This is a genomic window from Paracoccus aminovorans, assembly GCF_001546115.1.
In the GTDB taxonomy this organism is placed as follows: domain Bacteria; phylum Pseudomonadota; class Alphaproteobacteria; order Rhodobacterales; family Rhodobacteraceae; genus Paracoccus; species Paracoccus aminovorans_B.
The window spans coordinates 620,810-647,026 of record NZ_KQ955209.1; the positions used below are offsets into that span (position 1 = coordinate 620,810).

The 26,217-nt window shown below is 65.6% G+C and carries 26 protein-coding genes and 2 pseudogenes; 14 read left to right on the top strand and 14 right to left on the bottom strand.

Annotated features, from left to right (window positions below; all coding sequences use genetic code 11):
• Positions 1–51: 51 nt before the first annotated feature.
• The 3 genes and pseudogenes from ASV56_RS14830 to ASV56_RS14840 form a co-directional block, all read right to left on the bottom strand.
• Positions 52–1,154 (bottom strand): IS3 family transposase gene (locus ASV56_RS14830; RefSeq protein WP_156429039.1). Its coding sequence is split into 2 segments (ribosomal slippage): positions 52–893 and positions 893–1,154, totalling 1,104 coding nucleotides; the frame shifts between segments, so codons are not numbered across the junction.
• Between the two features lie 114 nt (positions 1,155–1,268).
• Positions 1,269–2,585 (bottom strand): annotated as a pseudogene (locus tag ASV56_RS14835) (ATP-binding protein); the annotation flags it as partial.
• Positions 2,582–3,241, bottom strand: a complete 660-nt coding sequence (locus tag ASV56_RS14840; protein WP_062562794.1) for a response regulator transcription factor — start codon at positions 3,239–3,241, stop codon at positions 2,582–2,584. The pseudogene ASV56_RS14835 and the gene ASV56_RS14840, both read right to left, overlap by 4 nt.
• 141 nt (positions 3,242–3,382) lie before the next feature.
• Between ASV56_RS14840 and ASV56_RS14845 the strand changes: the two genes are divergently transcribed.
• From ASV56_RS14845 to ASV56_RS14880, 8 genes are all read left to right on the top strand, one after another.
• Positions 3,383–3,697 carry a PepSY domain-containing protein gene (locus tag ASV56_RS14845; protein WP_062563333.1) on the top strand — a complete coding sequence of 105 codons (315 nt, stop codon included), beginning with the start codon at positions 3,383–3,385 and terminating at the stop codon, positions 3,695–3,697.
• Positions 3,690–4,322, top strand: coding sequence for a cytochrome b/b6 domain-containing protein (locus ASV56_RS14850; RefSeq protein ID WP_062562795.1), 633 nt, complete (start codon positions 3,690–3,692; stop codon positions 4,320–4,322). Before ASV56_RS14845 ends, ASV56_RS14850 begins: the two co-directional genes overlap by 8 nt.
• Before the next feature lie 186 nt (positions 4,323–4,508).
• Positions 4,509–4,811: a PepSY domain-containing protein gene (locus tag ASV56_RS14855; RefSeq protein WP_062562796.1), complete on the top strand. Its 303-nt coding sequence runs from the start codon at positions 4,509–4,511 to the stop codon at positions 4,809–4,811.
• Positions 4,812–4,922: 111 nt separating this feature from the next.
• The gene (locus ASV56_RS14860; RefSeq protein WP_062562797.1) at positions 4,923–5,303 is read left to right on the top strand and encodes a PepSY domain-containing protein; all 381 of its coding nucleotides are present in this window, start codon (positions 4,923–4,925) and stop codon (positions 5,301–5,303) included.
• A 26-nt stretch (positions 5,304–5,329) separates the two neighbouring features.
• The gene (locus tag ASV56_RS14865; protein ID WP_062562798.1) at positions 5,330–5,800 is read left to right on the top strand and encodes a DUF2271 domain-containing protein; all 471 of its coding nucleotides are present in this window, start codon (positions 5,330–5,332) and stop codon (positions 5,798–5,800) included.
• A 9-nt stretch (positions 5,801–5,809) separates the two neighbouring features.
• Entirely contained in the window at positions 5,810–8,017 is a 2,208-nt protein-coding gene (locus tag ASV56_RS14870) for a PepSY domain-containing protein (RefSeq protein ID WP_062562799.1), read from the top strand.
• Positions 7,998–8,990 carry an FAD:protein FMN transferase gene (locus ASV56_RS14875; RefSeq protein WP_062562800.1) on the top strand — a complete coding sequence of 331 codons (993 nt, stop codon included), beginning with the start codon at positions 7,998–8,000 and terminating at the stop codon, positions 8,988–8,990. Before ASV56_RS14870 ends, ASV56_RS14875 begins: the two co-directional genes overlap by 20 nt.
• 141 nt (positions 8,991–9,131) lie before the next feature.
• The gene (locus ASV56_RS14880; RefSeq protein WP_062562801.1) at positions 9,132–9,605 is read left to right on the top strand and encodes a hypothetical protein; all 474 of its coding nucleotides are present in this window, start codon (positions 9,132–9,134) and stop codon (positions 9,603–9,605) included.
• A 44-nt stretch (positions 9,606–9,649) separates the two neighbouring features.
• On the opposite strand, the gene ASV56_RS14885 is transcribed toward ASV56_RS14880, so the two are convergent.
• Positions 9,650–10,564 carry a LysR family transcriptional regulator gene (locus ASV56_RS14885; protein ID WP_062562802.1) on the bottom strand — a complete coding sequence of 305 codons (915 nt, stop codon included), beginning with the start codon at positions 10,562–10,564 and terminating at the stop codon, positions 9,650–9,652.
• Positions 10,565–10,976: 412 nt separating this feature from the next.
• Positions 10,977–12,329: a ferredoxin reductase family protein gene (locus ASV56_RS14890; RefSeq protein ID WP_062562803.1), complete on the bottom strand. Its 1,353-nt coding sequence runs from the start codon at positions 12,327–12,329 to the stop codon at positions 10,977–10,979.
• 487 nt (positions 12,330–12,816) lie between these two features.
• Between ASV56_RS14890 and ASV56_RS24165 the strand changes: the two genes are divergently transcribed.
• Positions 12,817–13,116, top strand: a complete 300-nt coding sequence (locus ASV56_RS24165) for a hypothetical protein (RefSeq protein ID WP_199286329.1) — start codon at positions 12,817–12,819, stop codon at positions 13,114–13,116.
• A gap of 68 nt (positions 13,117–13,184) precedes the next feature.
• The gene (locus ASV56_RS14900; RefSeq protein ID WP_233352082.1) at positions 13,185–13,835 is read left to right on the top strand and encodes a DUF924 family protein; all 651 of its coding nucleotides are present in this window, start codon (positions 13,185–13,187) and stop codon (positions 13,833–13,835) included.
• 15 nt (positions 13,836–13,850) lie between these two features.
• On the opposite strand, the gene ASV56_RS14905 is transcribed toward ASV56_RS14900, so the two are convergent.
• From ASV56_RS14905 to ASV56_RS14940, 8 genes and pseudogenes are all read right to left on the bottom strand, one after another.
• Complete coding sequence (locus ASV56_RS14905; RefSeq protein WP_062562806.1) at positions 13,851–15,791, bottom strand: heavy metal translocating P-type ATPase; 1,941 nt, start codon at positions 15,789–15,791, stop codon at positions 13,851–13,853.
• A gap of 59 nt (positions 15,792–15,850) precedes the next feature.
• Complete coding sequence (locus ASV56_RS14910; RefSeq protein ID WP_062562807.1) at positions 15,851–16,231, bottom strand: hypothetical protein; 381 nt, start codon at positions 16,229–16,231, stop codon at positions 15,851–15,853.
• Between the two features lie 96 nt (positions 16,232–16,327).
• Positions 16,328–16,810 (bottom strand): cytochrome b/b6 domain-containing protein, encoded by a 483-nt coding sequence (locus tag ASV56_RS14915; RefSeq protein WP_062562808.1) that lies wholly within the window; start codon positions 16,808–16,810, stop codon positions 16,328–16,330.
• Positions 16,811–16,886: 76 nt separating this feature from the next.
• Positions 16,887–17,579, bottom strand: a complete 693-nt coding sequence (locus tag ASV56_RS14920; RefSeq protein WP_062562809.1) for an ABC transporter ATP-binding protein — start codon at positions 17,577–17,579, stop codon at positions 16,887–16,889.
• A gap of 5 nt (positions 17,580–17,584) precedes the next feature.
• Entirely contained in the window at positions 17,585–18,718 is a 1,134-nt protein-coding gene (locus tag ASV56_RS14925; protein ID WP_062562810.1) for an ABC transporter permease, read from the bottom strand.
• Positions 18,715–19,860: an efflux RND transporter periplasmic adaptor subunit gene (locus tag ASV56_RS14930; protein WP_062562811.1), complete on the bottom strand. Its 1,146-nt coding sequence runs from the start codon at positions 19,858–19,860 to the stop codon at positions 18,715–18,717. Before ASV56_RS14930 ends, ASV56_RS14925 begins: the two co-directional genes overlap by 4 nt.
• A gap of 3 nt (positions 19,861–19,863) precedes the next feature.
• Positions 19,864–20,424: a TetR/AcrR family transcriptional regulator gene (locus tag ASV56_RS14935; RefSeq protein ID WP_233352081.1), complete on the bottom strand. Its 561-nt coding sequence runs from the start codon at positions 20,422–20,424 to the stop codon at positions 19,864–19,866.
• A gap of 153 nt (positions 20,425–20,577) precedes the next feature.
• Positions 20,578–20,796 (bottom strand): annotated as a pseudogene (locus ASV56_RS14940) (transposase); the annotation flags it as partial.
• Positions 20,797–20,897: 101 nt separating this feature from the next.
• Between ASV56_RS14940 and ASV56_RS14950 the strand changes: the two are divergent.
• From ASV56_RS14950 to ASV56_RS14960, 3 genes are all read left to right on the top strand, one after another.
• Positions 20,898–22,045, top strand: a protein-coding gene (locus ASV56_RS14950) for an IS3 family transposase (protein ID WP_437435906.1) whose coding sequence is annotated in 2 segments (ribosomal slippage) — positions 20,898–21,153 and positions 21,153–22,045 — 1,149 coding nt in all. Because the reading frame shifts where the segments join, the coding sequence is not laid out codon by codon here.
• A gap of 48 nt (positions 22,046–22,093) precedes the next feature.
• Positions 22,094–23,335: a hypothetical protein gene (locus tag ASV56_RS14955; RefSeq protein ID WP_253880062.1), complete on the top strand. Its 1,242-nt coding sequence runs from the start codon at positions 22,094–22,096 to the stop codon at positions 23,333–23,335.
• Between the two features lie 206 nt (positions 23,336–23,541).
• A complete protein-coding gene (locus ASV56_RS14960; RefSeq protein ID WP_062562815.1) occupies positions 23,542–23,991 on the top strand; it encodes a hypothetical protein in 450 nt (149 codons plus the stop codon).
• Positions 23,992–24,187: 196 nt separating this feature from the next.
• Here ASV56_RS14960 and ASV56_RS14965 read toward each other — a convergent pair whose 3' ends face one another.
• Positions 24,188–25,132, bottom strand: coding sequence for an NAD(P)/FAD-dependent oxidoreductase (locus ASV56_RS14965; RefSeq protein WP_062562816.1), 945 nt, complete (start codon positions 25,130–25,132; stop codon positions 24,188–24,190).
• Positions 25,133–25,312: 180 nt separating this feature from the next.
• Here ASV56_RS14965 and ASV56_RS14970 point away from each other — a divergent pair, with 180 nt between their 5' ends.
• On the top strand, positions 25,313–26,194 hold the full coding sequence (locus ASV56_RS14970) for an MBL fold metallo-hydrolase (protein ID WP_062562817.1): 882 nt from the start codon (positions 25,313–25,315) through the stop codon (positions 26,192–26,194).
• Positions 26,195–26,217: the final 23 nt, after the last annotated feature.

Here is a 26,217-nt window from a genome sequence, read left to right on the forward strand (position 1 = left end):
TGCCCTGCCTACCAATTTTGGACCATCTAAAGCCGGAGTTTCCGGCCTTTGTCACGGCGGCGGGCTGGTGACGCCGTCGGGAAAGTGCAGCGCGCTCGGGACGTTGTATCCGATGGCGCTGTGGGGTCGATCATCGTTGTAGTGTCTGCGCCAATCCTCCAGCTTTTCGGCCGCGTCCGCAAGGCTCATGAACCAGTGCGCGTTCAGGCATTCGGACCTGAGCTTACTATTGAAAGCCTCGATGAAGCCGTTGTCTGTCGGCTTGCCGGGGCGTGAAAAGTCGAGCGTCACGCCCTTGGCGTAGGCCCAGAGATCCAGGTCGCGCGAGATGAATTCGCTGCCGTTGTCGACCCGGATTGTCTTCGGGTAGCCGACTTTTGTGCAGATCCGTTCCAGCGTCGTGACCACGTCCTCGCCGCGATATTGGAACCGCACGTCCGTGGCGGGGCAATAGCGGGAATGGGTGTCGACAATGGTTAGGATCCGCAGCTTTTTACCCAAGGCCAGTTGGTCATGGACAAAATCCATGGCCCATACATCATTCGGCCCGACGGCTTCCGCACGGTCGTCACGCAACTTGGCCTTCACCCGCCGTTTTGGGGTCTTGTTCCGCAGCTGCAGTCCCAAGGCTTTGTAAACGTTATAGACCATCTTAATGCTGACCTCCCAGCCCTCCCGGTCTAGGACAACGTAAACGCGGCGATAGCCATAGCGCACACGCGTCTCACAGATCTCCCGGATCCGCCGTTTCAGCTCTGCCGGATCGGTGCGGCGGGATTTGTAGTGGTAGCTCGAGCAGTCAAATCGCAAGGCCCCACATGCCCTACGGATCGAAACCGCCCAGTCTGCACACATCCCGCGAACCAGTTCACGCGACCGCGCCGGCTTCAGAGCTTTCGCCGCACAACATCCTGCAACATCTGCCGGTCGAGCGTCAGGTCCGCCACGATCCGCTTTAGCCGCGCGTTCTCGTCCTCAAGCTGCTTCAACCGCCGCATCTCGTCGGGCAGCAGCCCGCCATACTTCTTCTTCCAGGCAAAATAGGTCGACTGGCCGATCCCAGCCTTCCGACAGATCTCGGCAACCGACGTGCCTTCCTCGCCTTGCTTCAGAATGAACGCCTTCTGCGCTTCCGTGAACTTCGATGCCTTCATCGTTTTCAGCTCCTGTCCCAGCCGGGGAAGGTTAGCCGAAAACTCCAGCTCTAAACGATCCAGTTTCGAGGGGGCAGAGCAGCCGGCAGCCTTGCTCAGCTTCCGTGAAGCTATCGGGAGAACCACGATCGCCTCAAAGCCGGACGAGCTTCCCGGCCTCGGCGATTGCAAGGTGAGCTTTGACGAAATCCGGTCCGCAATGCCGGCGACGATGGCAAGGCCAAGCCCGCTACCTTCCGTTTTGGCTGCCCCCCTCTCGAAACGACGGGTCAGCCGGCCAAGCGCCTCGGCGGGCACGACGGGGCCGTCATTGGCGACGCGGAACGTGCCGTCCTCACTGAGGCTTACCGTGATCGGTTTGTCAGATGCGCCGTGCCGCAGGGCGTTCTCAATGAGGTTGCGGCCGATGATGCCAAACGCATCGGGGTCGAGGTCGGACATTACCGGGTGCTCCGGCAGGGCGAGCGCGATCCGGTTCGGTGCTGTCCTCTCGATATCGTCCACGACCAGACGGGCGGTGATGCGAAGATCGGATAGGTGATCGAGCCGTAACCGCCCGCCTTCTGCTCGGGCCAGTTGCAGAAGCCGTTCCGCGATCCGGGCCAGCCGCTTCAGAGAAGCCTCGATCTCGGCGGCCCTGTGGCCGGCACCGGTATCTTTCGTTTCTACCTGTATCCGCTGGGCCTGCGCGATTGCGCCTGCGAGCGGTGTTCGCAATTCATGCGCTGCGTTGGCGGCGAAGGTGCGTTCGGCCTCGAATGTGGATTTGAGTTGCGCCAGAAGCACATTGATCGCCGCCCCCACCGGGGCGGCCTCGACGGGAAGATCGTCGCAGGCGACGGGGGCGAGGTCGCGCGGCGAACGCGCGGCCAGCCGGTCGCGGTAGCGGCGCAACGGGGCCAGACCCGAGCGGACAGTCAATACGATCGCCAACAGTGCGGCAGGGATGAATACCAGCAACGGCAACCCCAGGCCCGCCCAGACATCGCGTGCCGCCGCCGCGCGATGGGCAAGCGGCTCGGCGACCGTGAGGCGGATCGTGCCTTGGAGGGCGTCCTCGCCATACAGGCGATGGGTTGCGGTCGTGCGAAAGCCCGGCCCGTCCCATTCAGGGAAGATGGCGGGATCGGCCTCATGCGATTGCAGAAGAATTCGCCCTTCGTCATCGCGCACGATATAGGTGAGGAATTCGTCGTGGTCGCGCAGGTCGGCAAGGTGTTGTGTCACACCTTCCTCCTCACGTCCGACGATCTCGACAGCGGCCAGCGGCAGCAGGCGCTGCGCCGCCTCCTGTAGCGACGAGTCGAAGATCCTGTCCATCTCGTGCCGCAGCATGACCGCCGTGACGGCGGCGGCCGCGATCCACAGAAGCGTCAGAAGGATACCCAGCGACACCCCCAACCGCATCTGAAGGCTGCGTGGCATCGTCATGGCGAACCTAGCCGGTAGCCCAACCCGCGCTCGGTCTCGATCACCTCGGCGCCCAGCTTCTTGCGCAGCCGGCTGACATGGACCTCGATGGTGTTGCTTTCCACCTCCGTATCGAAGGCATAAAGCTTTTCCTCAAGCTGTGCCTTGGACAGAAGATGCCCCGGGCGGGTGAGGAACGCCTCGAACAGTGCCCATTCACGTGCGGTGAGCTGCACCGGCCGGCCGTCGCGGCGGATGCTGCGCGAGGCAAGGTCGACGGCAAGCGCGCCGTGGACGATGATCGGGTTGGGATTGCCGCTATAGCGCCGCGCGACCGAGCCGATCCGCGCGGAAAGCTCGGCCAGATCGAAGGGCTTCACCAGATAGTCGTCGGCACCGGCGTTCAAACCTTCGATCCGGTCCGAAATCTGGTCCAGCGCGGTCAGGATGATCACCGGCGTCACGTCGCCGCTGGTGCGCAGCGACCGAAGGAAGGTGATGCCGCGTCCGTCGGGCAGCATGAGGTCCAGCAATACCAGATCATAGCCGGTGCCGGCCATCGCATCGCCGGCCGCGTCCAGACGCGTGACCCAATCCACCGACTGGCCACCCGCGGCGATCTGGTCCCGCACGGCGGCACCCAGAACGGTATCATCCTCGATCAGCAGGATCCGCATGATCTTCCTACTCGTTTGCCTCTGGCCATTATGGCGATCCAGGCTGACGCAAAGCTGATGGCGGGACGCCCCGGGCTTCAGCATCCCGTCAGGTTCGTGGCGCAGAATGTCATCCAATGGCCGTTATACGGAGTGTGGTCCATGAAGAGATCGCTGACAATTCTGACCTTTCTCGCGGCCCTTCCGTCCGGGGCTGCACTTGCCGGCGACGACTGTGCCGTGCCGCTGGCAGATTGGCAGCCAAGAAGCGCGGTAGTGCGGCTCGCGGAAGAAAACGGATGGGTGGTGCGGCGCATCAAAATCGACGACGGCTGCTACGAGATAAAAGGCACAGACCGGGAAGGACGCCGCATCGAGGTGACGGTCGATCCCGGCACGCTTCAGGTGATCGAGATCGAATACAAGGACGGAGATGATCGGCGCTCCCGTGAGGGCAGAGAGCACAAACATGACTGAGATGATGAAGGGTGACGGCATTCAGGACGTCGCCGATACTACGCGCACGGTGCTGGTCTGGGATCCGTTGGTGCGCAGCTCTCACTGGGGTCTGGTTGCCGCCTTTGCAGTGGCATGGCTCGCGGCGGACGAGGTGCAGCCGCTTCACGAGGCGGCCGGTTACGCGGTGGCGGCGTTGCTTGCCCTTCGCCTGATCTGGGGTTTCGTTGGCAGCCGCCATGCCCGTTTCACGCAATTCGTGCGTGGCCCCGCCGCGACGCTGGCCTATCTCGGGGACATGCTGCACGGGCGCGAGCGACGCCATCTCGGGCACAACCCGGCCGGCGCCGCGATGATCGTGGCACTCATGGTCACGCTTTCCGGCACCGCGCTGAGCGGCTGGCTGCTCGAACAATCGATCGAGGAAGCCCGGGCCGTGACGGTTGCGGGCGAGCACGGAAACCGGGAAGTCAGAGGGGATAAGACCTTGAAGGAGGTGCATGAAATGCTGGCCAACATGGCTCTGGTTCTCGTGGCCTTGCATGTTGGGGGTGTGGCCGTCACCTCATGGCGCCATCGGGAGAACCTGCCCCGTGCCATGGTCACGGGCCGAAAGCGCCCTCCCGGCACAAATGACGTGACCTGATCGTTACGTATTCCCGCTGTTCTGGCCCCGCCTGTTTGGCGGGACCTGTTTCTTTTGTGCAACCGCTGCGGTTCGTCGCGGCAGGCTGACGAGAAGCTGACGCAGGTTTTCCGTGGCGATCAGGATCACGTCAGCCGCCCCCTCCAGATTGGTTTCATCAGGCAACCAAGGCTGAGGAGCATAGCCATGAAAACCATCCTGACCGCCACCGCATTGGCCCTCGCGATCCCCGCCGGGGCCGCGTTCGCTGGTGAGAAATGCAACGTGCCGACCGAGAACATGCAATCGTGGGAAGCTCTCATTCAAGTGACCGACGAGTTCGGTTGGACCATCTCGAAAATGGAACTCGACGACGGCTGCTACGAACTGAACGTCATCGACCAGGGCGGCAACAGCCTGAAGATGACCGTCGATCCCGGAACGCTCGAGGTGATCGACGGCAAGGTCAAACGCTGGAGCGACGGCACCAAGCCCGAGAAGCGCAACTGATGGCTGCAAGGGTCCACCTCATCATCGAGGTGGACCTCTTTCCACACGGGCGTTCGCCTCGGCCATAGCCGGGAAAGTGCCCCCGAGATGATCGTAAAGGACATTCGAACCATGAAAACTCTATTGATCGCCGTAGCCGCTCTCGCGGTATTGCCTGCGGCGGGGGCGATGGCAGGTGACGACTGCCATGTGGGGCACGGGGCCTGGCAACCACGCGAAGCGGTAATGCAGGCGGTAACCGGCCTCGGTTGGCATGTTGAGAAGATCGAGGCGGACGACGGCTGCTGGGAGGTCAAGGGACGCGATGCCCAGGGCCGTCGCATCAAGGCCAAACTGGATCCCGCGACGTTGCAGGTCGTCAAATTGCGCCACAGGGATGGTCAGCAGATCCGCGAGCGGGATCGCGGCAATGCACCCACCGTCGCTCCGTCGGCACCCCCCTCCAATCCGCTGTTCCAGAACGGCACCCCGCCCGTTGTGCGGGTGAACTGATATATCAGGCAGAAGAGAGCAGAGTCATGAAATCCATCCTTGCAGCACTCGCGCTGACTTCGGCCTTGGTGGCGCCCAGCCTTGCCATGGCCCGGCCGGTTACCCTCACCACCACCCTGAACACGTACGGTGGCGATGGTGCCTATCTCGTCCTCTACGTCACCGATGCGCAGGGGGCGTATGCCGGAACCCTGTGGATGGCCGGCGGCAAGTCGAAGTATTACGAACATCTCAGCGACTGGTATCGCGCCACCGGCGGCGACCTGGCGCAGGTCGACGGCATCACCGGCGCCAGTGTCGGCGCGGGCCGGTCACTCGAAATCACCCTCGACCTTGCCGATGCGCTGTTCGATGCGGGCTATACGCTGCATGTCGACGCCGCCGTGGAGGACATGCGCGACAGCCCGAACGACATCGCCGTGCCGCTGACGACGGCAGGAGCGGGAAAGCCTGCGCCCGGCCGCAGGTATGTCGCCAGCCTCCGCTACGACATGTGAGGCAACGCCATGATCCGCACGCTGCATCGCTGGCCGGGTCTGCTGGCCCTCATTCTCGTCATGGCCCTTGCGTTGAGCGGCGCGGCGCTCTCGGTCTTTCCCGCGGCCGAGCGGCTTTCCACGCCGCAGGCCGAGGCCGGGCTGACGGTCGCCGATCTCGCAGGACGTATCCTGGCTGCCTATCCGGGGGTGGAGCAGATCCGGCGCGCGCCGTCGGGCCGGATCACCGCGTTCTGGTTCGACGACGGCACGCCCGGCGCCGCGGTAATCGACCCGGCGACCGGCAAGGGTATCGCCAGCGCCGATCCCGATCCGGTCAAACGCTGGTTGACCAACCTTCACCGTTCGCTATTCCTAGGCGATGCCGGTCGTATCGCCATGGCCATTGGCGCCGTGGCGATGCTGATCCTGTCGGTCTCCGGCGCGATGCTAGTCGCGCGGCGCATGGGCGGCTGGCGGCGTTGGTTCGCCCCTTTGCGCGGGCCGGCGTCGAGCCGCATCCATACCGGGATCGCCCGCGTGGCGGTCACGGGGCTGGTTTTGTCCTCGGCGACTGCACTGTGGATGGCCGCCTCGACCTTCGATCTTCTGCCGGATGGAGCCGCACCGCCGACCTTTCCGACTGAGGTCAGCGGCAGCACCGGGGTCTTGCTTGCTGCGATGGAGCCGCTCTCCGTGATTGCTGTCACGGAATTGCGCGAGCTGAGCTTTCCCTATCCTGGCGACGCCACGGACGCCTTCACTCTGAAGACGGATCGCGGCACCGGCTATCTCGATCAGGGGACGGGTGAGCTTCTGGCCTGGGCCGAGCTGACGATGTGGGAACGGATATCTGAAACCATCTACATGCTGCATACCGGGCAGGGGGCCGCATCTCTCGGCCTCGTGCTGGGTGTGCTGGCGCTCGGCGTGCCGGCAATGGGGGTGAGTGGTCTTGTGCTCTGGTTCGCGGGGCGGCGGTCAAGACCGCGTCTCCGTGGCAATCATCCTGCAAAAGGCGCTGCGACCATCCTGCTGGTGGGCTCGGAGGGCGGCAGCACCTGGGGTTTCGCTGCGACGCTCCAACATGCGCTGACCACGGCGGGCCAGCATGTTCATGTCGCGCCAATGTCCGGTTTCGAGCCGGCGCGCTATCCGCAGGCCGAACGGTTCGTCATTCTCGCCGCCACCTGGGGCGAGGGACAGGCTCCCGCCACGGCGAAGGGGTTCATTGAACGCCTCGCGGCGCTGGAATCTGTCCCTGAGGCCCCGCTTGCCGTGCTTGGTTTCGGCGATCGCAGCTTTCCCGCGTTCTGCGCGTTCGCCGATGAAGTCGCGAGTCGGGCTGCTGCCAAAGGCTGGGCGCAATTGATGCCCTTCGACACGGTCGATCGCCAGTCGCCGCAGGATTTCGCCCGCTGGGGCCGCGCCCTGGGGGCGGCGCTGGGGATCGAGCTTACGCTCGAACATGTGCCAACCCCGCCGGTGACGGGGCGGCTCACCCTGATCTCGCGCCGTGATTACGGGGCGGAGGTGCAGGCGCCGACCACGATCCTGCGCTTTGCCCTACCCGAGGCGACGTTTTTGCAACGGCTGACAGGTCGGGGGTTTGGCCGGTTTCAGGCCGGCGATCTCCTCGGCGTTCTGCCCGAGGGTGCGGACCTGCCGCGCTTCTACTCGCTGGCGTCCGGACGGCGCGACGGGTTCGTCGAGATCGTGGTGCGCAAGCATCCCGGCGGCCTCTGCTCGGGTCAGCTTCTGGCGCTGGAGCCGGGCCAGGCGATCCGCGCCTTGGTCCGGCATAATCCGGCTTTCCATGCCGCAGCAGGACGCTCGCCGCTGATCCTGATCGGCGCCGGCACCGGCATCGGCCCGCTTGCGGGCTTCATCCGGGGCAACAGCAGCAAGCGGCCCATCCATCTGGCCTTCGGGATGCGCCACCCCGACAGCGATTTCCTGTATCGCGACGATCTGGCCGGCTGGCAGGTCGATGGCCGTCTGGCGCGATTGACCACCGCGAACTCGCGCGGGGCAAAGCCGCGCTATGTCCAGCACTCGCTGCGGGCCGAGAGCGCTGAACTGATCCGGCTGGTGCAAGAAGGGGCGCGCATCATGGTTTGCGGCGGGCGCGACATGGCCTCGGGTGTGGCCGATGCGCTGACCGACATCCTCGCGCCGACGGGCCTTACCCCGCTCGCGCTGAAAGCGGAGGGGCGCTATGCCGAAGATATCTACTGACCCGGGCCGCCACGCACTGAACGGCCCGACCATGGGCACGCGCTGGTCGGCGCTTTTCCACGCCGATGCCGGGCTGGACCCCGCCCCGGTGCAGGCTGCCCTGCAAGCGGTCGTGACGGAGGTCGATGCCGCGATGTCGACATGGCAACCCGACAGCGACTTAATGCGCCTAAACCGGGCGCCCGCAGGCGCCTGGGTGGCCGTTCCTGCCGGCTTGGCCGAGGTGCTGAACCTCGGGCTGCGGATCGGGGCTGTATCGGGCGGTGCTTTCAACATCGGCATGGGCGATGCGGTGCGCGCCTGGGGTTTCGGCCCCGAGGAGGCCGATGCCGGAGCTATCCGTGCGACCATGGTAACCACGCGCCCGCCCGCGCATGAGGTGCTGGAGATCGACCGCACGGCCGGGTTGGCGCGAAAACATGCACCCATCACGCTCGACCTGAATGGCATCGCCAAGGGCTACGGCGTCGACAGGTTGGCCGAAATGTTGCAGGGCTTCGGCATCACCGGGTTCCTTGTTGGCATCGACGGCGAGATGCGGGCCTCCGGGCTGCGGCCCGACGGCATGCCCTGGACCGTTGCCGTCGAGGCGCCCGATCCCGAACGCCGCGCGCCCCACTCGGTCCTGATGCTGCAAGATGCCGCCGTCGCCACCTCGGGCGATTACCGGCATCATATCACCGTTCAGGGCCAGCGCCTGTCGCATACGATGGACCCGGCGACGGGCGGCCCGCTGCGGTCGTCGCCGGCCTCGGTCACGGTCGTCACGAGCAGCTGCGCCGAAGCCGATGCCTGGGCAACCGCGCTGATGGTGCAGGGTCCGCAGGCTGGCGGCGAACTCGCTGCACGCCTTTCCCTCGATGCTCTGTTTCTCATGCGCGAGGCAGGCGGCATCCGGGCCCATGCCGTCGGGGCGCTGTTCGACAGCCCGATGGTATCGGCGGCAGGCCGCGAGGGACTGGTTCGTGCCTGAGGTCTGTCCATTCGTGCAACAGGTCTTTGCAGGTTTCGTCAATTCTCGTGCGAGAACGGACAGCCTATGTCTATCCCAAGCCCGGCGCTTCTGTCGATGCCGGCCGCGGCCAGAACCACTTAGCAGATACAGGAGATCACCGTGCGGACTGTAAAATCTTTCACCACCGTCGCTGTCGCTCTCGCCCTTGCGCTGGGGCCATCCGGCATTGCTGCCGCGCAATCCCAGGGACATGACGGCCATGGCGCGGGGGCCATCAAGATCACGCTGAACGATGGCGTCAAATGGCAGGGCGATCAAAACATGATCACCGGCATGACCGCGATTCACGGAACCATGGCCGCGAACCTGGACGCGATCCACAACGGCACCCTGCCGGCCGAGGTTGCGAAAGGGGTCGCTGCCGATGTCCAGAAGCAGGTCGATTTCATGGTCGAGAACTGTGTGCTGGAACCCGAGGTGGACGAGCAGTTCCATATCGTCCTCGGGGAGGTGATGACCGGTATCTCGGCATTGGAAGCCGGCGAGGTCGAGACTGGCGCGGTGACGATTGTTCAGGCGTTGAACGCCTATGGCGAGCATTTCGAGCATCCGGGCTGGCAGAATTTCAACTGAGGCCTATTTGCGCAAGTCAGAAAGGGGCCGGACCGGCAGAGGCGTCATGCCCCTGCCGGTATCGCCTTGCATGGGCAGCGCCCCTCCAGCAGATCGGCATCGGCGGCCAGGGCTGCGGCCATGAAATCCACGAAGATGCGAATGCGCGCGGTGTGGCGCAGGTCTTCATGGGTCAGCACCCAGAGATCCAGCATGAAATCCTCGGGCAATGCGGCGGCGCGAATCAGTGCGGGGTCGCAATCGGCAACCACGCAGGGCAGGGCTGCAACACCGATCCCCGCTTGCGCCGCGGCATGGGCGGCGATGATCGAGTTCGTCCGGTAAACCTGCCGCATTTGCGGCCACCAGCGCGCCAGACTGCGGCTGAGCGGACCATGGGCCGCGCCGTAGCTGATCCAGTCGCCATCGGCCGGGTCGCTCAGCCCTCGCGCATGAAGGCCGGGCGCTGCATAGATAGCGAAGGCCAACCGCCCGACCCGCCGTCCGACCAGTGTTTCCTGCCCCGGATTGCCAAGCCGCAACGCGACATCGGCTTCGCGCCGTGTCAGGTCGAGCACGGTATCGGCTACGACCACCTCGATCTCGATCCCCGGCCATTCCGCCCGGAACGCCGCGATATGCCGCGGAAGAACCCCGACGGCCAACAGGTCGGTCGCGGTGATACGGATCATCCCGCTTGGCCGCTGATCCTGCCCGGTGACCTTCAGCGCCAGCGCCGCAACCTCCTCCTCGATGCAGGTGACAGAATCGCGCATCTCTTCGCCGGCGGCCGTCAGGGCATAGCCGCCGGGCAGCCGGTCAAAAAGTCGTACACCCATCCGCTGCTCGAAAGCGCCGATGCGACGAAAAACGGTTGAATGGGTCACGCCAAGCACCCGTGCCGCGCCCGAAAGCGATCCCGCTCGGGCTACGGCAAGAAACAATCGCAGATCGTCCCAGTCCTGCGCCTGTGTATTCATGCAAGGTCTCCGTGCCGATTTGAATAATGTTGATCCTGAGAGGACAGAACATATTGAATCGGCAGGCAATAATGAGGTAGCTGCGGTGAACTAGACATGACCAGAATCGCCCTGTGCAGTGTCGAGCTCCCCTGTTTGTCCTGCGTCGCTCAACTTGAGGAGGAGAATGTCTTAAAACTCTTCGGCACGTGGTTATAAGCTGATTCTATTATGCGCCAACCGCAGCAGGAATCCCTTCAAAGGTTTTAGGATGGTCTGCCCAAGTTTCGCGACAGAATCGCCGGCATTTTTCTTGGAAATCCTGTCGCAAAAGCCCGATGCAAAAGTCAAAGCTTGTGCGACAGACTTACGCATCAGGTCGCGACGCGGAATCCGGGCCGCTGCGCTCTATTGCATGGCCTAGAGATCAAACTTACCTCATGGCGAATAGCTCGTGATGGAACCGCTTCGCGACTGGCAGTCCCTGCGCGGCAAAATCCCGCCGCAGCGCCTCACCGAACCCCGTCGGACCGCAGAACCAAATGCTGGCGTCGCGCCAATCCGGCACAGCCGCACGAATACGCTCGCCGGTCAGTAGGCCGTCGCGGGAATCAACCAGGACATGCAGACGGACGCCCGCCGATTTCGCATCCGCCGTCAGCTTGGCGATGGCCTTCTCGTCATAGTCGGCGGTCGTGTGAAACAAGTCGATTACGGGATGAGGCTGGACCAGATGCACGCGCCGTTCTTGCGTCAGATGCTTCATGCCGGCGATGAACGGCGTGATGCCGATGCCGCCGCCGATCCAGATCTGCCGGGGCTGACCGTTGTCGAAGTCGAAACAGCCATACGGCCCTTCGATCCTGACCTCCTGGCCCACGTTCAGCTTCTCGCGCAGACGGCTGGTGTGGTCGCCGAGTTCCTTGGTCACGAAGGTGATGCGTGGATCCTTTTCGTTCCAGGCAGAGGCGATCGTGTAGGGATGAGCCCCTTCGGTACGGTCGGACAGGGCGAAGGCAAACTGGCCAGGCTTGTGGCCGGGCCAGCCCTGTTGCACCTCGATCTCTGTCTCGAGAGCCTTCACACCCGGATAGTAATGGAGCGAGGCGATCCTGCCCCGAACCTGCCGCCCCGCACCGACGAGGCGTAGCAAGACTACGACCGCCGCATAAGTACCTGCCGCAAGAAGCAGCGCCATCACCGCGCCGATTGGCGACGTCCAGTAGCTGAACGTGGTCAGCACCACGGCATGGAACACGAGTATCAGGTAGACGACGGCCAACAAGCGGTGCGTTTTATAGAACGGCCGGTAGGGGAAGTATTTGATGAGCGCCAGCGCGATCAGCAGCACAGCAGCATAGAACGCCCATTCGCCTAGACCCTCCGCCGTCCCGCGCTGGCTCATGAGAAACTGCTCGATCGGATTTTCCAGGGACGGCCTCTCACCGCGCACCGGCGGCGCGATCACGCCCCAGCCCACCGCCCATTTCGGCCCTTGGCTCCACAGCCAATGGATCACCGAAATGACGAGAGCCGCTATGCCCAGCCATTTGTGCAGCCGGTACATTTTGTCCAGCCCGCCGAACCACCGTTCCGGCCAGCGCGGCCGCAGCGCCAAGATCATGGCAACGCTCATTGCAGCCATGGCGATGATGCCAGTGTACTGGACCATCGTTCCCCGAAGCACGAAGAAATTGGCCGGTTGGAATACCGTGGGCTCCGCGACCAGCCACAAAACGGTCAACAGTGCCAGAGCGCCCCAGAAGGTGAGCTTGATGTGCTGCATCGCGGCGAGTTCTTTCTATAGTGGCCACTGTGCTTTCGTGTATCGCAGGAAGGATTCAGACTCGTTGATGCAGGTCAAGAGTGGAACTTGCCACGCATTTGTCGCGAAATCGTGAAGACTACTCGAACCTGGCATCGCCTTTGACGATGCCTCGGCGTTGGCATTGGCCGCGCTTCCGGAGCGTGGGCATACGCTGGTGATCGTTCCTCTCGATGGGTGCATCGCGGGAATCTTGTGCCTTTCGATCAATTGTGCCCCTCGGCCGCCGGCCATCGCCCGGCTTCATGACATTGGAATCCGGCACATCACCAGGCTAACCGCGAGCAGCTACAGGTTCCCGCCGCTCGTCTGCCCGACGACAAGCTCCACCTTATCCCTCGGTTTCAGGCCGAGGGCACCAAGTCGCCATGATCGGCGACGGCATCAACGACCTCCCGAGCTGACCGCCGCCGATACCTTGATCGCCACGGGTGCTGCGGGGTCCGACGTGGCGATCGAGACCGCCAACATCGCGCTGATGGCTAACGATCTGGACATGCTGGCCGAGGCCACGGCGATCTCGCGCGCGACGTTGCGCAACATGCGCCAGAACCTTGTCATTGCGCTCTTGACGGTGGCCGGGCTGCTGGCGGGCGTGTTCAACGGCGATGTGCATATGGCCGAGGGCATGCTGATCCATCAGCTTTCGGTACTGGTGGTGATCGCCAACGCCATGCGCCTGCTGCGCGTCCCGCGCGGGCCCGGCGGGCGCCGACCTGTGCCGGCAGCGGTGCCCGCGACCGCCTAGGCGCGTGTGCCTCATCAACAATTCCGCTCCCGTGCCCATGGCGCGGGGGCGTTTTCATGGGGGATGACATGACCGATAGCAATGATGCCAGACAGATCGGCGAGGTTCTGGATTTCTGGTTCCCCGAGGGCCGGGCGCTGGATATCGACACCGCCCGCCATGCCGAGCTATGGCGCTGGCGGATGCATGGCGGCGCGGACGGTACGATTGCGGCGCGCTTTGGCCCGCTGACCGAACGCGGCGCGGCGGGAGCGCTGGATCATTGGGCAGGGACGCCCGAGAGCCGGCTGGCGCTGATCGTGGTGCTGGACCAGTTCCCGCGCTCGCTGTGGCGGGGCAGCCCGCGGGCTTGGGCGCAAGACCCGGCGGCATTGGCGCAGGCGCTAGAAGGGTTGGAAAACGGAGACTGGGCGGCACTTGGCCTGCCGTGGTTCCAGATCGCCTTCACCCAGCCCCTGGGCCATGCAGAGGGGTCGGACCATCTGGCCCGCATCGACCGGCTGATCGCCCTGCGCCGCGACATCGCCGCCCGCGCGCCGGCGCCGTTGCGGCCGCTCTATGCCTCGCTCGTCGATCAAGCGGGGCAGGTGCGCCGCATCATCGCCAGCTTTGGCCGCCACCCGCACCGCAACGCCATCCTTGGCCGCAGATCGACGCCCGAGGAGGAAGCCTATCTGGAAAAGGGCGCGTTTCCGCATCTGCGCGTCTTTCGGGGGTGAGCGCATCCCCACGGTTCAGGTGGGCTGCGCGACACCCGTCAGCGCCTGTCCGGCAACAGACGCCTTCGGCCGGCGGATCGGGTCCGACAGCAACCGCAGCCCGTTCAGCACCACCAGCACGGTGCCGCCTTCATGGCCAATCACCACCAGCGGCAACGGCAGATCGAAGAACAGCCCGCCGATGACCAGAACCACCATGGCGCCGATGGCGAAGGTCAGGTTCTGCCGGATCACCCTTGACGTTCGGCGCGACAGGCGGTGCGCGTCCGCAAGCCGCTCCATATCCTCGGACAGCAGCGCCACATCGGCGGCCTGAAGCGCCACCTCGGACCCGGCCGCGCCCATGGCGATGCCAACATCGGCGCGGGCCAGCGCCGCGGCGTCGTTCACGCCGTCGCCGACAAAGGCGACGCGGCCGGTTGCGGCCAATTCGCCAACCGCGCGAACCTTGTCCTGTGGCAGCATTTCGGCGTGAGTCTCCTCGGGCCCCAGCCCAAGCCGGGCGCCGATGCGCAGCGCCACCGACCTGCGATCGCCGGTCATCATGACGATGCGGCGGACACCACTGTCGCGCAGGGCCGCGATCGCCCCGGCGGAACTGGCCCGTGCCTCATCCGCCACGCTGACGGCGCCCAGCACGGTGGCGCCGCGACCCAGATAGACGACCGTATTGGCGCCATCCGCCAGCGCCTGCAACGCGGGGTGATCCGTTGCGGCCTTCATGTCCTCGGCAAGATAGGCATTGCCCGCCCAGACCGGGCCAAGCGCATCGGACCCTTCGATGCCGATGCCTGGCCGGGCGTTCACATCGGCCACCTGCGCCGGATCAAGCCCGCGGCTGGCGACCTCACGGCGGATCGCGGCGGCGATATGGTGCTCGGAATGCGCCTCCAGCCCCGCCAGCAGCGACAGGAACCCGGCCTCGTCGCCATCCAGAGCGACGATTTCCGTCATCTCGGCGCGGCCGGTGGTCAGGGTGCCGGTCTTGTCGAAGGCGAAGATATCGACCTCGGCCAGCGTCTCCAGCGCGCCGCCGCCCTTGAACAGAACACCGCCCCGCGCCGCCGCCGAAAGGGCCGACAGGATCGCGGCGGGGACGGAAATGACGATGGCGCAGGGGCTGGCGGCGACCAGCAGCGTGGCGGCGCGGTAAAGCGCCAGTTCCCAGTCGCCGCCCAGCCACCAGAACGTGGCAAAGGCGATCACCGCACCCGCCAGCACCGCGACCGTGTAGCGTTGTCCGAACCATTCGCTGAACCGTTCGGAGGGCGCGCGGGCGGCCTGTGCCTCGGTTACCAGCCGGATCATGCGGGCGATGGTGCTGTCGCTGACGCTGCGCGTGACCTCAACCTCCAGCACGCCGTCCAGATTGATCGTGGCCTCGAACACCTGCGCACCGGCCTCTTTCGACACCGGCATGGATTCGCCGGTGATATTGGCCTCGTCGATGCCGCCGCGCCCGGTGACGACCACGCCATCACTGGGCACCCGGGCGCCGGGGCGCAGCACCACTACATCGCCGACGGTCAGCACCTCGGCGGGAACTTCCTCGACAGCGCCGTTGGCGGTCTTGCGCAAGGCGGTCTCGGGGCGCAGCGCCATCAGGGCCTCGATGGCGCGGCGGGCGCGGCCAAGCGCGCGTTCCTCCAGCGTGGTCGAGATGCTGAACAGCGTCAGCAGTACCGCACCCTCGAACGGGGCGCCGACGATTGCGGCGGCGATTGCCGCGACGATCATCAACAGGTCGATGTCAAGCACGCGCGCGCGCCACAGTTCCGACAGCGCGCGCCAGCCGGTGGGCAGGCCGCCAGCCAGATAGACCAGCACCAGTCCCGGCAGCTCCAGAGCGTCGAAAGCTCCGCTTGGCAGCCACCTGCCGGCCGCCGCCATTGCCATGCCGAGCACGGTGACGAGCGAAAGGGTCAGTGACAGGTCAACAGGTGGAAAGCGCTTCATGTCAGGCTCCTGGCTGGCGAGGTCGCGGCTGGCAGCCGCCATCGCTGGCTGGGTGAGTATCAATCGGATGGCTTATGGCACCGAAATGCAAAGGCCGCGACGGCTATCCAGATGGCGCTGCGCAGGATCATCGCGCCCATGGTGCGTGCTTCCCATGCGCCGCCGGCACCGACATGCCACAGGAAGGCAGCGAAGACGGCCACCGTGGCCGTGGCAATGGCAATCGCCAGCATCGGCGCCCAGCCCGCGCCGCGCCACAGGCCGATCCCGGCCAGGACATAGGCAAAGCCCGCGAAGAAGTTGAACCACAGCACGAATGGCACCACTGCGCCCATATCGACGCCGCCGAACAGCGCCCTGCCGCCCGAAACGATGGTCAGCAGGCCGAAGATTACCGCGACGGCGGCGGCAACGGTCTGGCTGCGCGGTCGTCTCGTCATGTCTGCCTCCGAAGTTCGGGGTTTGGGGAGCGTCCGGGCGGGTGTGGCCCGGCCTGCCATGGGTTGCGGGTTGCGGCGCGCGGAACGGACCCCGCCTCAGGCCCGGCCAAGCATGCGCCGCAGCACATCGGTCTTGAGCCAGAAATGATGGTAAAGTGCGGCGAGGACATGCAGGAGGACCAGCGGAACCAGCGCCAGCCGCGCGATGGAGTGGGCTTCGCCGATCGCCTCGACGCCGGAAATCCACGCCGCCATTCCCGAAAGCGCCATCAGGATCAGCAGGAGGTTGAGAGCCGCATGCATGCCCGTGGCCAGAACTTTCAGGGCCGGGTGCTCGCCTTCCGGCAGGCCGGGGACGCCGCGCCGACGGCGCAGCACCAGCCGCCACAGGACCAGCACGAGGATCAGCGCGCCGGCAATGGCATGGGGATTGATTGTCGGCTGGTTCGGGAGCGTGCCCTCCATCCGCCCGTCCCATACCTTGACGATGCCGTCATGCATGAGGATCTGGAAAAAAACGAGGGCCGCAATCGTCCAGTGCAGGGCGATCTGGGTTCTGGAATAGGATGTCGGCTGCATCTTGGTTATACCTTTTCAAGGGCGAGGATCGGCGTGCGGGGTCTTGTGGTCATGTCTGCCTCCTGAATCCTGCCCGTCATGTGCTGACCAGATGGCCGTCGCGCAGGTGGATCAGGCGGTCGAAACGGTCGAAGATCTTTTCGTCATGGGTGACGGTCACGATGCAGGCTTCCTGCTCGACCGCGAGCTTGCGCATGAGGTCCATCACCAGCCCGGCGCGGGCGCCGTCGAGGGCTGCGGTGGGTTCGTCGGCAAGGATAATGCGAGGGCGGTTGGCCAGCGCGCGGGCAATCGCCACACGCTGCGCTTCGCCGCCCGACAGCAGCGCCGGCTTGACCATCGCGCGGTGGCCGACTTCGAGATAGTCCAGGAGTTCGCGCGCCCGCGTCCGGCCTTCCTCGGCGGCCAGGCCGGCAAGATCGAGCACGACCGCGACATTCTCCTGCGCCGTCAGGAAGGGCAGCAGGTTGTGACTCTGGAAGATGAAGCCGATCTTGTCGAGACGCAGCCGCCTCAGGTCGCGCCGCAGCCATTTGCCGTCGAAGACCGGCTCGCCGTCCAGCACCACTCGTCCCGCCGATGGGGCGAGGATGCAGCCAATGATGTTGAGCAGCGTCGTCTTGCCCGAACCGGACGGACCGAGCAGTGCGATCACCTCGCCGGCCCGCACGGTCAGATCGACCGCGCGCAGGGCATCGACGCGGGTTTCGCCCTCGCCGAAATGCTTGGCTACGTTCGAGACCTCGATGAGGATGTCGCCGAGCGCCATGTCGGTCAGCTCCCGAGCGCTGTGGCCGGGTCGACCTTCATCGCCGCCCGCACGCCGAGCGCCGAGGATAGAAGACAGACGGCGGCGATGATGCCGGCAAGGACCATGACGTTGAACGGCTCCAGCACCACGCGACGGGGAAAATAGTCCTTCACCGTAAGGATCAGCATCAGGCCGATCCCCCAGCCTGAGGCGCCGAGGATCAGCGCCTGCTGCACGATCAGCGCGATGATGGTGCGGTCGGGCGCGCCGATCAGCTTCAGCGTGGCGATCTGCTTCAGCTTCTCCATGGTCATCGTGTAGATGATGAGGGCGATCACCACGGCGCTGACGGAGAGAAGGATGCCGAGGAACAGCCCGATCTGGCGGCGCGCCTTGTCGACCACCGAGGCGAGCAGCAGTTCCTCCTGTTCGGCCTGGGTCATGGCGGCGAGGTGCTTCCATTGGCGCACGGTCGCGGTCAGCAGATCGACATCGGCGCCCGGCGACATGCGGGCAATTATGGCGGCGACCGATGCGGACTTGACAGAGACAGCCCCGCGCGCGGCCTGCACCCGCTGGGCGGCGGGGTCGAGTTCAGTCTGAAGCGCCATCGCGTCGGCCAGCGTCACATAGACCGCCGGATCCCCGCCCGAGTTCATAGCCCCTTCGACCAGCCCGACCACGGTAAAGCGGTCGCGCCCGAGCCGGATCGTCTCGCCGGGCAGCAGGCCGGTCTTGCGGTCGGCCACCAGTTCGAAATGGCCCGCGCCGATGCCGCGCCCCTCGGCGATCGCCTGCGGCCCGCCCGGGCGGCCCGGATCGTAGCCGACGACATAGAGTCGCAGTGTGCGCCCGGCATGAGGCGCTTCGACGTTCTGGTAGTTGACCGCACCGGCCTCGGCCACGCCGGGCATTCGCGCCACCGCGTCGCGCGTGTCGACGGGGATGCTGGAGGCTTCCGCGAACGGTCCCTTGGTGCCGGCCTCCACCACCCAGACATCTGCGGCCGGTGCCTTTACCACCGCCAGCGCGTCCGAGACGAGGCCGTTGTAGATGCCGATCATCGCCAGCACGACCGTCATCAGCAGCCCCAGCCCGAAACAGGTGAGGACGAAGCGGAACAGCCCGTGGCGGATGTCCTTGAGCGCAAGGTTCATGTCGCCCCGCCGATGCGCGCGCGGCGGCCCTCGGCCGCGCCCGCCGGCGGGCGGGCGACGATGGCGGCGCCGTCCGGCAGGCCGCCCGTGACCTCGACCCGGCCGCGGTCGTCGCGGGCGCCGAACGTCAGTTCCACCCGCGCGAGGCGTCCGTCCCGCACGGTCCAGACCGTGCCGCGATGCCCGTCGAAGCCGGTGATCGCCACCTCCGGCACCATCAGCGCACTGGCGCGGGTGCCGGTGGTGATGCGCACCTCGGCCTGTTCGCCGAGGAACATCTCGGCCGGACAGTCGGCGCAGGTCACCCAGACGCGGCGTTCCTCGTTCACCCGGTCGCTTTCGAGGCCGATGCGGGCGATGGCGCCGTGGAATTCGGCCGAGGGCTGCGACCGCAGCCGGATCGTGGCCGGCTGGCCCGCGACGAGCTGCCCGGCCCGTTCCTCGTCGACATAGGCCTGGATCCAGATGGTGGCCGGGTCGATCAGGGTGAAGATCGCATCGCCCGCCTTCACCACCGTGCCCGGCTCGGCATGGCGGGCGACGACCAGCGCGTCATAGGGGGCAAGCAGGCGGTGGTGGGCGAGAAGGGCTTCCTCCTGCCGCAGGGCCGCCGCCGCGTCGAGGCCCTGCGCCCGGATCACTGCCACATCAGCCTCGGCCACGGCCAGATCGGCGCGGGCCACATCCTCGTCGCGTTGCGCTTCCTCGGCGCGTTGGACCGACGCAATATCACGCTGTACCAACCCTTGCTGGCGGCGGTTCGCCGCTTCGCGCTCGGCCAGAACGGCATGGGCGCGCACCACCGCTGCGGTGGCCTTGGCAAGATTGGCCTCATTGGCCGTCACCGCTGCGCCCGCGCGGGCAACGCGCGCTTCCTGCTCGGCAGAGTGAAGGACGGCCAGTTCCTGCCCCTTGGCCACGCTGTCCCCGGCATCGGCGGCCAGCGAGGCCAAGGCAGCGCCCACCTCGAAGCCGACACGGCTGAGTATCCGCGCCTCGACGGTGCCGAGCCCGTAGATGCGAAGGTCGACATCATGTTCGGGCTGAACGACCACCACCGTCAGCGGACGTTCGGTGAAGATCAGAAAGCCGGCAGCGACAGCCGCCGCCAGAAGAAGACCCGACAGCCAGATGCGCCGCATCGTCTATTCTCCTTCCGCAGCCAAAAGCCGGCACTGTGCGTCGAACAGGCGCAGCCCCTCGGCTCGCAAGTCGAAATCGCGGGCGCCGAGCGCCCAGCGGATCGCCACGCCCTGCACGAGCGACGTCAGCAGCGCCGCCGCATCGTTTGCGGCGATGTCGCCGCGCAACGCGCCGGTTTTCTGGCCGGCTCTGACCTCCATCGCCAGAAGGCCGTGGAAGGTCGTGAGCCTGCCGTGAAAGGTGGCGCGCAGCTCCGCATTGGTGACATTCAACTCACGCGAAAACAGCAGCATCGGCAGCGCGGGGGTCGCGTCGATCTGCGCGAATTGTGCGGAAATCAGTGCACGCAACCTGACGACCGGCGTGTCTCCGAGGCGCAATGCATCCTCCCACGCCGTTGCCAGCCCCTCGGCCACATGCTCGGCAACGGCCTGCCAGAGTGCCGCCTTGGTCGGGAAGTGCCGGAACAGCGCGGCCTGCGTGACGCCGATCTGCGACGCGACCGCCCCCGTCGTCACCCGGTCCGGTCCGATCCGGTCGGCCAGGTCGAGCACGGTGGCCACGATCTCGGCCTTGCGAAGCTCCGCTGACTTTCGCACGGGGCACCCCGTTAGTTAGTGAGTAGTCACAAACATATTTAGGCAGCCCCATGCGATGCGTCAATCACTGGGCATCATTTTCTGCATGCATTGATTGCCGCGACACCGGGAACTAGGTCATGTTGACAAATGGCGGAGCCAGAGGCGGATCGACGTGATATCGATGAAGCCAAGGAAGCTTTCGGCGGTCTTGTCGTAGCGGGTGGCGACACGGCGAGCGTTCTTGAGCTTGTTGAAGCACCGCTCGACAAGGTTCCGCAGCCGGTAGAGCCTGCGATCGACAGCGACACGGAGCCTGCGAGACTTGCGCATCGGGACCACCGGCAGGATGCTACGCGCCTCCATGGTTTTGCGAACTGAGCTGCTCCCCGGAAATCGGACAGTGACGGAAGCTACGATCTGACGTTTGCTGGTCTCCAAGAACGAGGAGATCAGGAATGCGGAAACGCAGAAACCATGACGCGGGCTTCAAGGCGCGCGTGGCGCTCGAGGCCGTTAAGGGCGAGCGCACTGTGTCAGAGCTGGCGGGCGAATACGGCGTGCATCCGACGATGATCCATCAATGGAAGAAGGCGCTGCTCGACGGAGCTGCGGATATCTTCGAGCGCGGCGGCAAGAAGCCCTCGACGGAGGTGGATGAAGAGACGGTCCGATCACTGCATGCCAAGATCGGGGAGCTGGCTGTCGCCAACGATTTTTTGTCACGAAAGCTCAAGCCGTGGACCGGAAAGTGAGGCGTGGGATGATCGAACGGAACCACCCGGCGCTGTCCATCGGGGCGCAGTGCCGCCTGCTGTCGATCTCGCGCTCGTCGTTCTACCACGAGCCGGCTGGAGAGACGGATCAGAACCTCGGCCTGATGCGGCTGATCGACCGGCAGTTCCTCGACACGCCGTTCTATGGGGTTCGCCAGATGACCTGGCACCTGCAGAACGAAGGCCATGGCGTGAACCAGAAGCGCATTCGGCGGCTCATGCGACTTATGCGCCTGATGCCGATCTATCAGAAGCCCAACACCAGCAAGCCGAGGAAGGGCCACAAGACCTGGCCCTACCTGCTGGGCGGGCTGCGGGTGGATCGTCCCGGCCAGGTCTGGTGCGCCGATATCACCTACCTGCCGATGCGGCGCGGCTTCCTGTATCTGGTGGCCATCATGGACTGGTTCACACGCAAGGTTCTGGCCTGGCGCATCTCGAACACGCTGGAGGCCGACTTCTGCGTTGAGGCGCTGAAGGAGGCCATCCACCGCTTCGGCGCGCCGGGGATCATGAACACTGACCAGGGCAGCCAGTTCACGTCCTTCGCCTGGACAGATCGGCTAAAGCGCGTCGGCACCCGCATCTCGATGGACGGCAAGGGGCGGTGCATCGACAATGTCTTCATCGAGCGCCTGTGGCGGTCCCTGAAATACGAATGCGTCTACCTGCATGCCTGGGAAACGGGGTCACAGGCCAAGGCTGCCATTGGCCGATGGATCACCTTCTACAACCACCAGAGGCCCCACACCGCCCATGGTGGACGGCCACCCGCCGTGGTTTACTTCAACAATATCGAAATCGATCAGCAAGCGCAGGCAGTAGCTTAAATATCCCCGAAAACTGTCCAAGGAGCGGGGAGTAGCTCAGCTCAGGCCATGCGGCAACCAATCGCCCTGGTGACACGTTTAACGCGATGGGAACCACATAGCTGGAGGGGCGAAGCACATGCATTCGATAATTTACCTGGTCGGCCTGGTCGTCGTTGTCCTTTTTATCTTGTCTTTGCTGGGGTTACGCTGATGGCCGAGATCGACATTCCGCAAAAATCCGCTGGCAGCTACGTCGATTGGGCAGCTGTCTTTGCCGGGGCAGTGGTGGCGGCGGGCCTCGCCGTCGTCTTCACCACATTTGCTGCAGCTTTGGGACTGGGCTCGGTCTCGGTCGGGGAAGATGGCGGCATAAGCATGGGCTGGCTCATCGTTACCGCGCTGTTCGCCGTGATCTCGCTGGTCGCGGCGAACTGGCTGGGGGGCTATATCGCGGGCCGGATGCGTCGTCCCGTCGGCGCCGCCACGGGCGATGAGGTGAGCGTCCGCGACGGCATCAACGGCCTGGCTGTCTGGGGCATCGGCATCATCGTCAGCGCCGTTCTGGCGACATCCGCCGTGACGGGCGGCCTGCGTGCGGCCGGAAGCGCCGTCGAAACCGCCGCGCAAGCCACCGGATCGGCCGTAGGCGGGATCGCCCAGGGCGCCGGCCAGCTGGCCGGAGGCGTGGTCTCGGGTGCGGGTCAGGCGATCGGCGGCATGGCGCAGGGCGTCGGCCAGGCCGCTGCCCCAGCACTGGAGGATGCCATGCCCGCAGGGATGCAGGCCAATCCGCTGGACTATATCACCGATACCCTGCTGCGACCGGATGGCCAGAGCCCGGCGACCACGCTGCAACAGGACGCGGCGGCCGATGCGACCGAGACCCAGCGCCAGATGGTGGGCATCTTCGCGAACTTGGTCCGCACCGGGGAAATCTCGGATGCCGATCGCGATTACCTTCGCCAGCAGGTCGCCGCCCGCACCGGGCTGAGCGAGCAGGAGGTCAATGCCCGCGTGGACGAGGCGGTGAACCGGGCGCAGGCGATCCGGCAGGAAGCCGAGAAGAAGATCGAGGAGGCCAAGGCTCAGGCCGAACAGCTGAAGGCCGAAGCCGAACAGCGCCTTGAGGAAGCGAAGCAGCAGGCGGCCGATGCGGCCGAGAAGGCGCGCATCACGAGCATCCTGACCGCCTTCCTGCTTGCGGCGTCCGCCCTTGTCGCCGCCGCCGCGGCCTATATCGGCGCCGTCCATGGCGGCCGGGACCGCGACGACGGCCGGGTGTGGGGCGGGCTGTCCTATCGCCGTTAGACGCAAAAAGCCTCCGCCCCGGGTAGCCCGGAGCGGAGGCTATGGCAACAATCCGAGCATCAGCGGTTTGGGCGTCGGGCGCGTTTTTCCTGTTCGCGCGGGGGCACGACCCGAAGCCGCAAGCGCGAAACGCCTTTTTGGCGGGAACATTCCGGCGCTTGCCCGGTTGTCAGCCGCGCCGCCATGGCGCAGGGGAGGAATCGAATATGAAGGTATCGCTGAAAGTTCTTATAGCCGGATTGTCCTTGGCCGCTGTCAGCAGCGCTTATGCCGATTGCGCAGCCGATCTGGCGCAGATGGAAAGCGGAATGCCACAGCAGGCCGCCGAGGGGATAGCGAAGGACGGCTCGACGGCGCCGATGCAAAAGCCCGATCAGGCCCAGGCTGGCGACAGCAACGGGCAGGAAGGCAACCAGATCGCCAAGGATGGCTCCACCGCTCCGCTTCAAGATGCCGGCAGTAATGTCGCTGATCGGGCGATGTCGGGCGAGGATGCGCAAGCCCAGCAAGAGGGCGACACCACGGCTGCGGAACAGGCACAGGCCGAGACCGGCTCGGACGCCCATGCTGCGGCGTTGAAAGAGGCCCGCGCGGCGCTGGAAAAGGGTGACGAGGCTGCCTGCCAGGCCGCGCTGGAGAAGGCGAAAGCGTCCTGATCCGTTAAGCGCCACGCAGCCATTGTCCAAAGGGAAAATCCGCCCCCGGCTTGAGCCGAGGGCGGAAAAGTTCATTGTGCTCTCCAATAGGGCTGCGACCGCGACCTACTCGCCGCGAGATGCACATGATCCGGCCTCGGCGCAAAGCCGATGCACCACCGGCACCAGGCGCCCGTGGCGGCCGCGGCCTGAGGGCTCAGCCGCCGATGATGCCCTCGTCGCCGGATTTGCCAGCCTGCGGCGTGGCGCGCAGGTCGTTGTGGATGGCGGTCGCCGCGGTGACGGCCTGCCCCAAGGCCACGGCGATCTGGTTCAGGGAATGCACGACGTCGCCGGCGGCATAGATTCCCGGGACGCTGGTCTGCTGATGGGCGTCCACCCGGACATGCCCGAGATCGTCGCGGCGCATGTCGATGTCGCCGCCGCCCAGGTCGCCTCGCACCACATAGCCGAGCGCCGGATAGATCACGTCGAACACAGCCCGGCTGCCGTCGCGAAGCAGGGCGACATAGCCCTCGTCATCGGAGAGGATGCGGACGATGTCCTCGCAAAGCGTGATACCGGCCTTGGCCGCATCCGCCCGCAGCTTTGCCATGTCTGATCCGGGTGGCCATGGAAGCAGCGAAACCCGCTGCGAATAGGTCCGCAGGAAGATCGCCTCGCGCAGTGCGTGGTCGTCCCGGCCCATGACGCCGATACGCTTGTCCGTCGCCTCGTAGCCGTCGCAGACCGGGCAGACGCAGAGCGTGCGGCGGGCGATGTTCTCGTCGATCTCGGGCAGGTCGGGCAGGGTGTCCCGGACGCCGGTGGCGAGCAGCAGGCGCCGCGCCCGCAGCCGGACCGTGCCGCAGGTCGCGGCAAAGCCGCTGCCGTCGCGCATGATGGCGCTGACGCGGCCGTCGATGAAGTCCGCGCCATAGCGGACCGCCTGCCGGCGCAACCTGTCCACCAATGCGCGGCCGCTGATGCCCTCGGGGAAGCCCGGGCAGTTGTTGAGACAGGGAATCCGCAGCGCCCGGCCATCGCCCGCATCGGCGACCAGAACCCGTCTGCGGAACCGGCCGAGATAGACCGCGGCCAGCAACCCCGCCGGTCCGCCGCCGACCACCAGGCAATCGACATCTTCGGGCGCCGTGCTCATGTCGCCCACGCTCCTTTTCCTGTCCTGCAAGGCGGTGCAACCCGGGACGGCGGCGAATGTTCCCGCTGCTCGGCCGCTCGGGCCGGCCGCTGCCGCATCCGGGGTGCCGGGAACAATCCCGGGCGCAAAGGGTTCAGTCGGCCTCGCCAAGCCCTCGTCCATGATCCTGAGGAGAAAAGCATGAGCAGCCAGATCCCGCTTGACGCCGCCTGCCTTGCCCCGGTCAGCGACCTGGGCGACGGGCTGAACAGCCTGACGGATGACCTGGCTTGCCTGCGCCTGTCGATCGTCAATTGCGTCTTTCACGGTCGGCCCGGCGGCGAGGACTTGGTGCTGGTCGATACCGGCCTGTCCACATCGACCAGCACGATACGCGACCGGGCAGAACGGCGCTTCGGGTCGGGCACGCGGCCGGCGGCCATCATCCTGACCCATGGCCATTTCGATCATGTCGGCTCTGCCGCCACCCTGGCCGAGGAATGGGACGTGCCCGTCCATGCCCATCCGCTGGAATTTCCATATCTGAACGGGTCCGCGTCCTATCCGCCGGCGGATCCTTGGGTCGGAGGCGGGCTGATGGCGCTGCTATCGCCGCTCTATCCCCGAGATCCCGTCGATCTGGGTGCGCGCCTGCAGGCGCTTCCCGCGGACGGGACGGTGCCCGGAATGCCCGGATGGCGCTGGCTTCACACGCCCGGCCATGCGCCGGGGCATGTTTCGCTGTGGCGCGAGGCGGACCGCAGCCTGATCGCGGGCGATGCGGTGATCGCCACCGGCCAGGAATCCGCTTACGAGGTCATGGTCCAGCAGCCCGAGATGCACGGGCCGCCGCGCTATTTCACCCCCGACTGGGATGCGGCGCGGGGCTCGGCGCAGCAATTGGCCGCGCTGGAGCCGCAGCTTCTGGTGACGGGTCATGGGCCGGCGCTGGCAGGTGCGGGAATGCGGCAGGCCCTGCATCGGCTGGCGCGGGATTTCGACCGCATCGCCATACCCGCAGGCGGCCGCTATGCCCGCAACCCGGCCACGGTTGAAAACGGCGATATCTATCGCGATCCTTGACGGGAGACAGAAATGATCCTCGA

What these genes read in the sequence shown, in the direction of transcription:
- ASV56_RS14840 (WP_062562794.1), bottom strand. Translation starts at nt 3,241, where the DNA reads ATGCGGATCCTGCTGATCGAGGATGATACCGTTCTGGGTGCCGCCGTG.
- ASV56_RS14845 (WP_062563333.1), top strand. Translation starts at nt 3,383, where the DNA reads ATGAAGAGATCGCTGACAATTCTGACCTTTCTCGCGGCCCTTCCGTCC.
- ASV56_RS14850 (WP_062562795.1), top strand. Translation starts at nt 3,690, where the DNA reads ATGACTGAGATGATGAAGGGTGACGGCATTCAGGACGTCGCCGATACT.
- ASV56_RS14855 (WP_062562796.1), top strand. Translation starts at nt 4,509, where the DNA reads ATGAAAACCATCCTGACCGCCACCGCATTGGCCCTCGCGATCCCCGCC.
- ASV56_RS14860 (WP_062562797.1), top strand. Translation starts at nt 4,923, where the DNA reads ATGAAAACTCTATTGATCGCCGTAGCCGCTCTCGCGGTATTGCCTGCG.
- ASV56_RS14865 (WP_062562798.1), top strand. Translation starts at nt 5,330, where the DNA reads ATGAAATCCATCCTTGCAGCACTCGCGCTGACTTCGGCCTTGGTGGCG.
- ASV56_RS14870 (WP_062562799.1), top strand. Translation starts at nt 5,810, where the DNA reads ATGATCCGCACGCTGCATCGCTGGCCGGGTCTGCTGGCCCTCATTCTC.
- ASV56_RS14875 (WP_062562800.1), top strand. Translation starts at nt 7,998, where the DNA reads ATGCCGAAGATATCTACTGACCCGGGCCGCCACGCACTGAACGGCCCG.
- ASV56_RS14885 (WP_062562802.1), bottom strand. Translation starts at nt 10,564, where the DNA reads ATGAATACACAGGCGCAGGACTGGGACGATCTGCGATTGTTTCTTGCC.
- ASV56_RS14890 (WP_062562803.1), bottom strand. Translation starts at nt 12,329, where the DNA reads ATGCAGCACATCAAGCTCACCTTCTGGGGCGCTCTGGCACTGTTGACC.
- ASV56_RS14900 (WP_233352082.1), top strand. Translation starts at nt 13,185, where the DNA reads ATGACCGATAGCAATGATGCCAGACAGATCGGCGAGGTTCTGGATTTC.
- ASV56_RS14905 (WP_062562806.1), bottom strand. Translation starts at nt 15,791, where the DNA reads ATGAAGCGCTTTCCACCTGTTGACCTGTCACTGACCCTTTCGCTCGTC.
- ASV56_RS14910 (WP_062562807.1), bottom strand. Translation starts at nt 16,231, where the DNA reads ATGACGAGACGACCGCGCAGCCAGACCGTTGCCGCCGCCGTCGCGGTA.
- ASV56_RS14915 (WP_062562808.1), bottom strand. Translation starts at nt 16,810, where the DNA reads ATGCAGCCGACATCCTATTCCAGAACCCAGATCGCCCTGCACTGGACG.
- ASV56_RS14920 (WP_062562809.1), bottom strand. Translation starts at nt 17,579, where the DNA reads ATGGCGCTCGGCGACATCCTCATCGAGGTCTCGAACGTAGCCAAGCAT.
- ASV56_RS14925 (WP_062562810.1), bottom strand. Translation starts at nt 18,718, where the DNA reads ATGAACCTTGCGCTCAAGGACATCCGCCACGGGCTGTTCCGCTTCGTC.
- ASV56_RS14930 (WP_062562811.1), bottom strand. Translation starts at nt 19,860, where the DNA reads ATGCGGCGCATCTGGCTGTCGGGTCTTCTTCTGGCGGCGGCTGTCGCT.
- ASV56_RS14955 (WP_253880062.1), top strand. Translation starts at nt 22,094, where the DNA reads ATGCGGCAACCAATCGCCCTGGTGACACGTTTAACGCGATGGGAACCA.
- ASV56_RS14960 (WP_062562815.1), top strand. Translation starts at nt 23,542, where the DNA reads ATGAAGGTATCGCTGAAAGTTCTTATAGCCGGATTGTCCTTGGCCGCT.
- ASV56_RS14965 (WP_062562816.1), bottom strand. Translation starts at nt 25,132, where the DNA reads ATGAGCACGGCGCCCGAAGATGTCGATTGCCTGGTGGTCGGCGGCGGA.
- ASV56_RS14970 (WP_062562817.1), top strand. Translation starts at nt 25,313, where the DNA reads ATGAGCAGCCAGATCCCGCTTGACGCCGCCTGCCTTGCCCCGGTCAGC.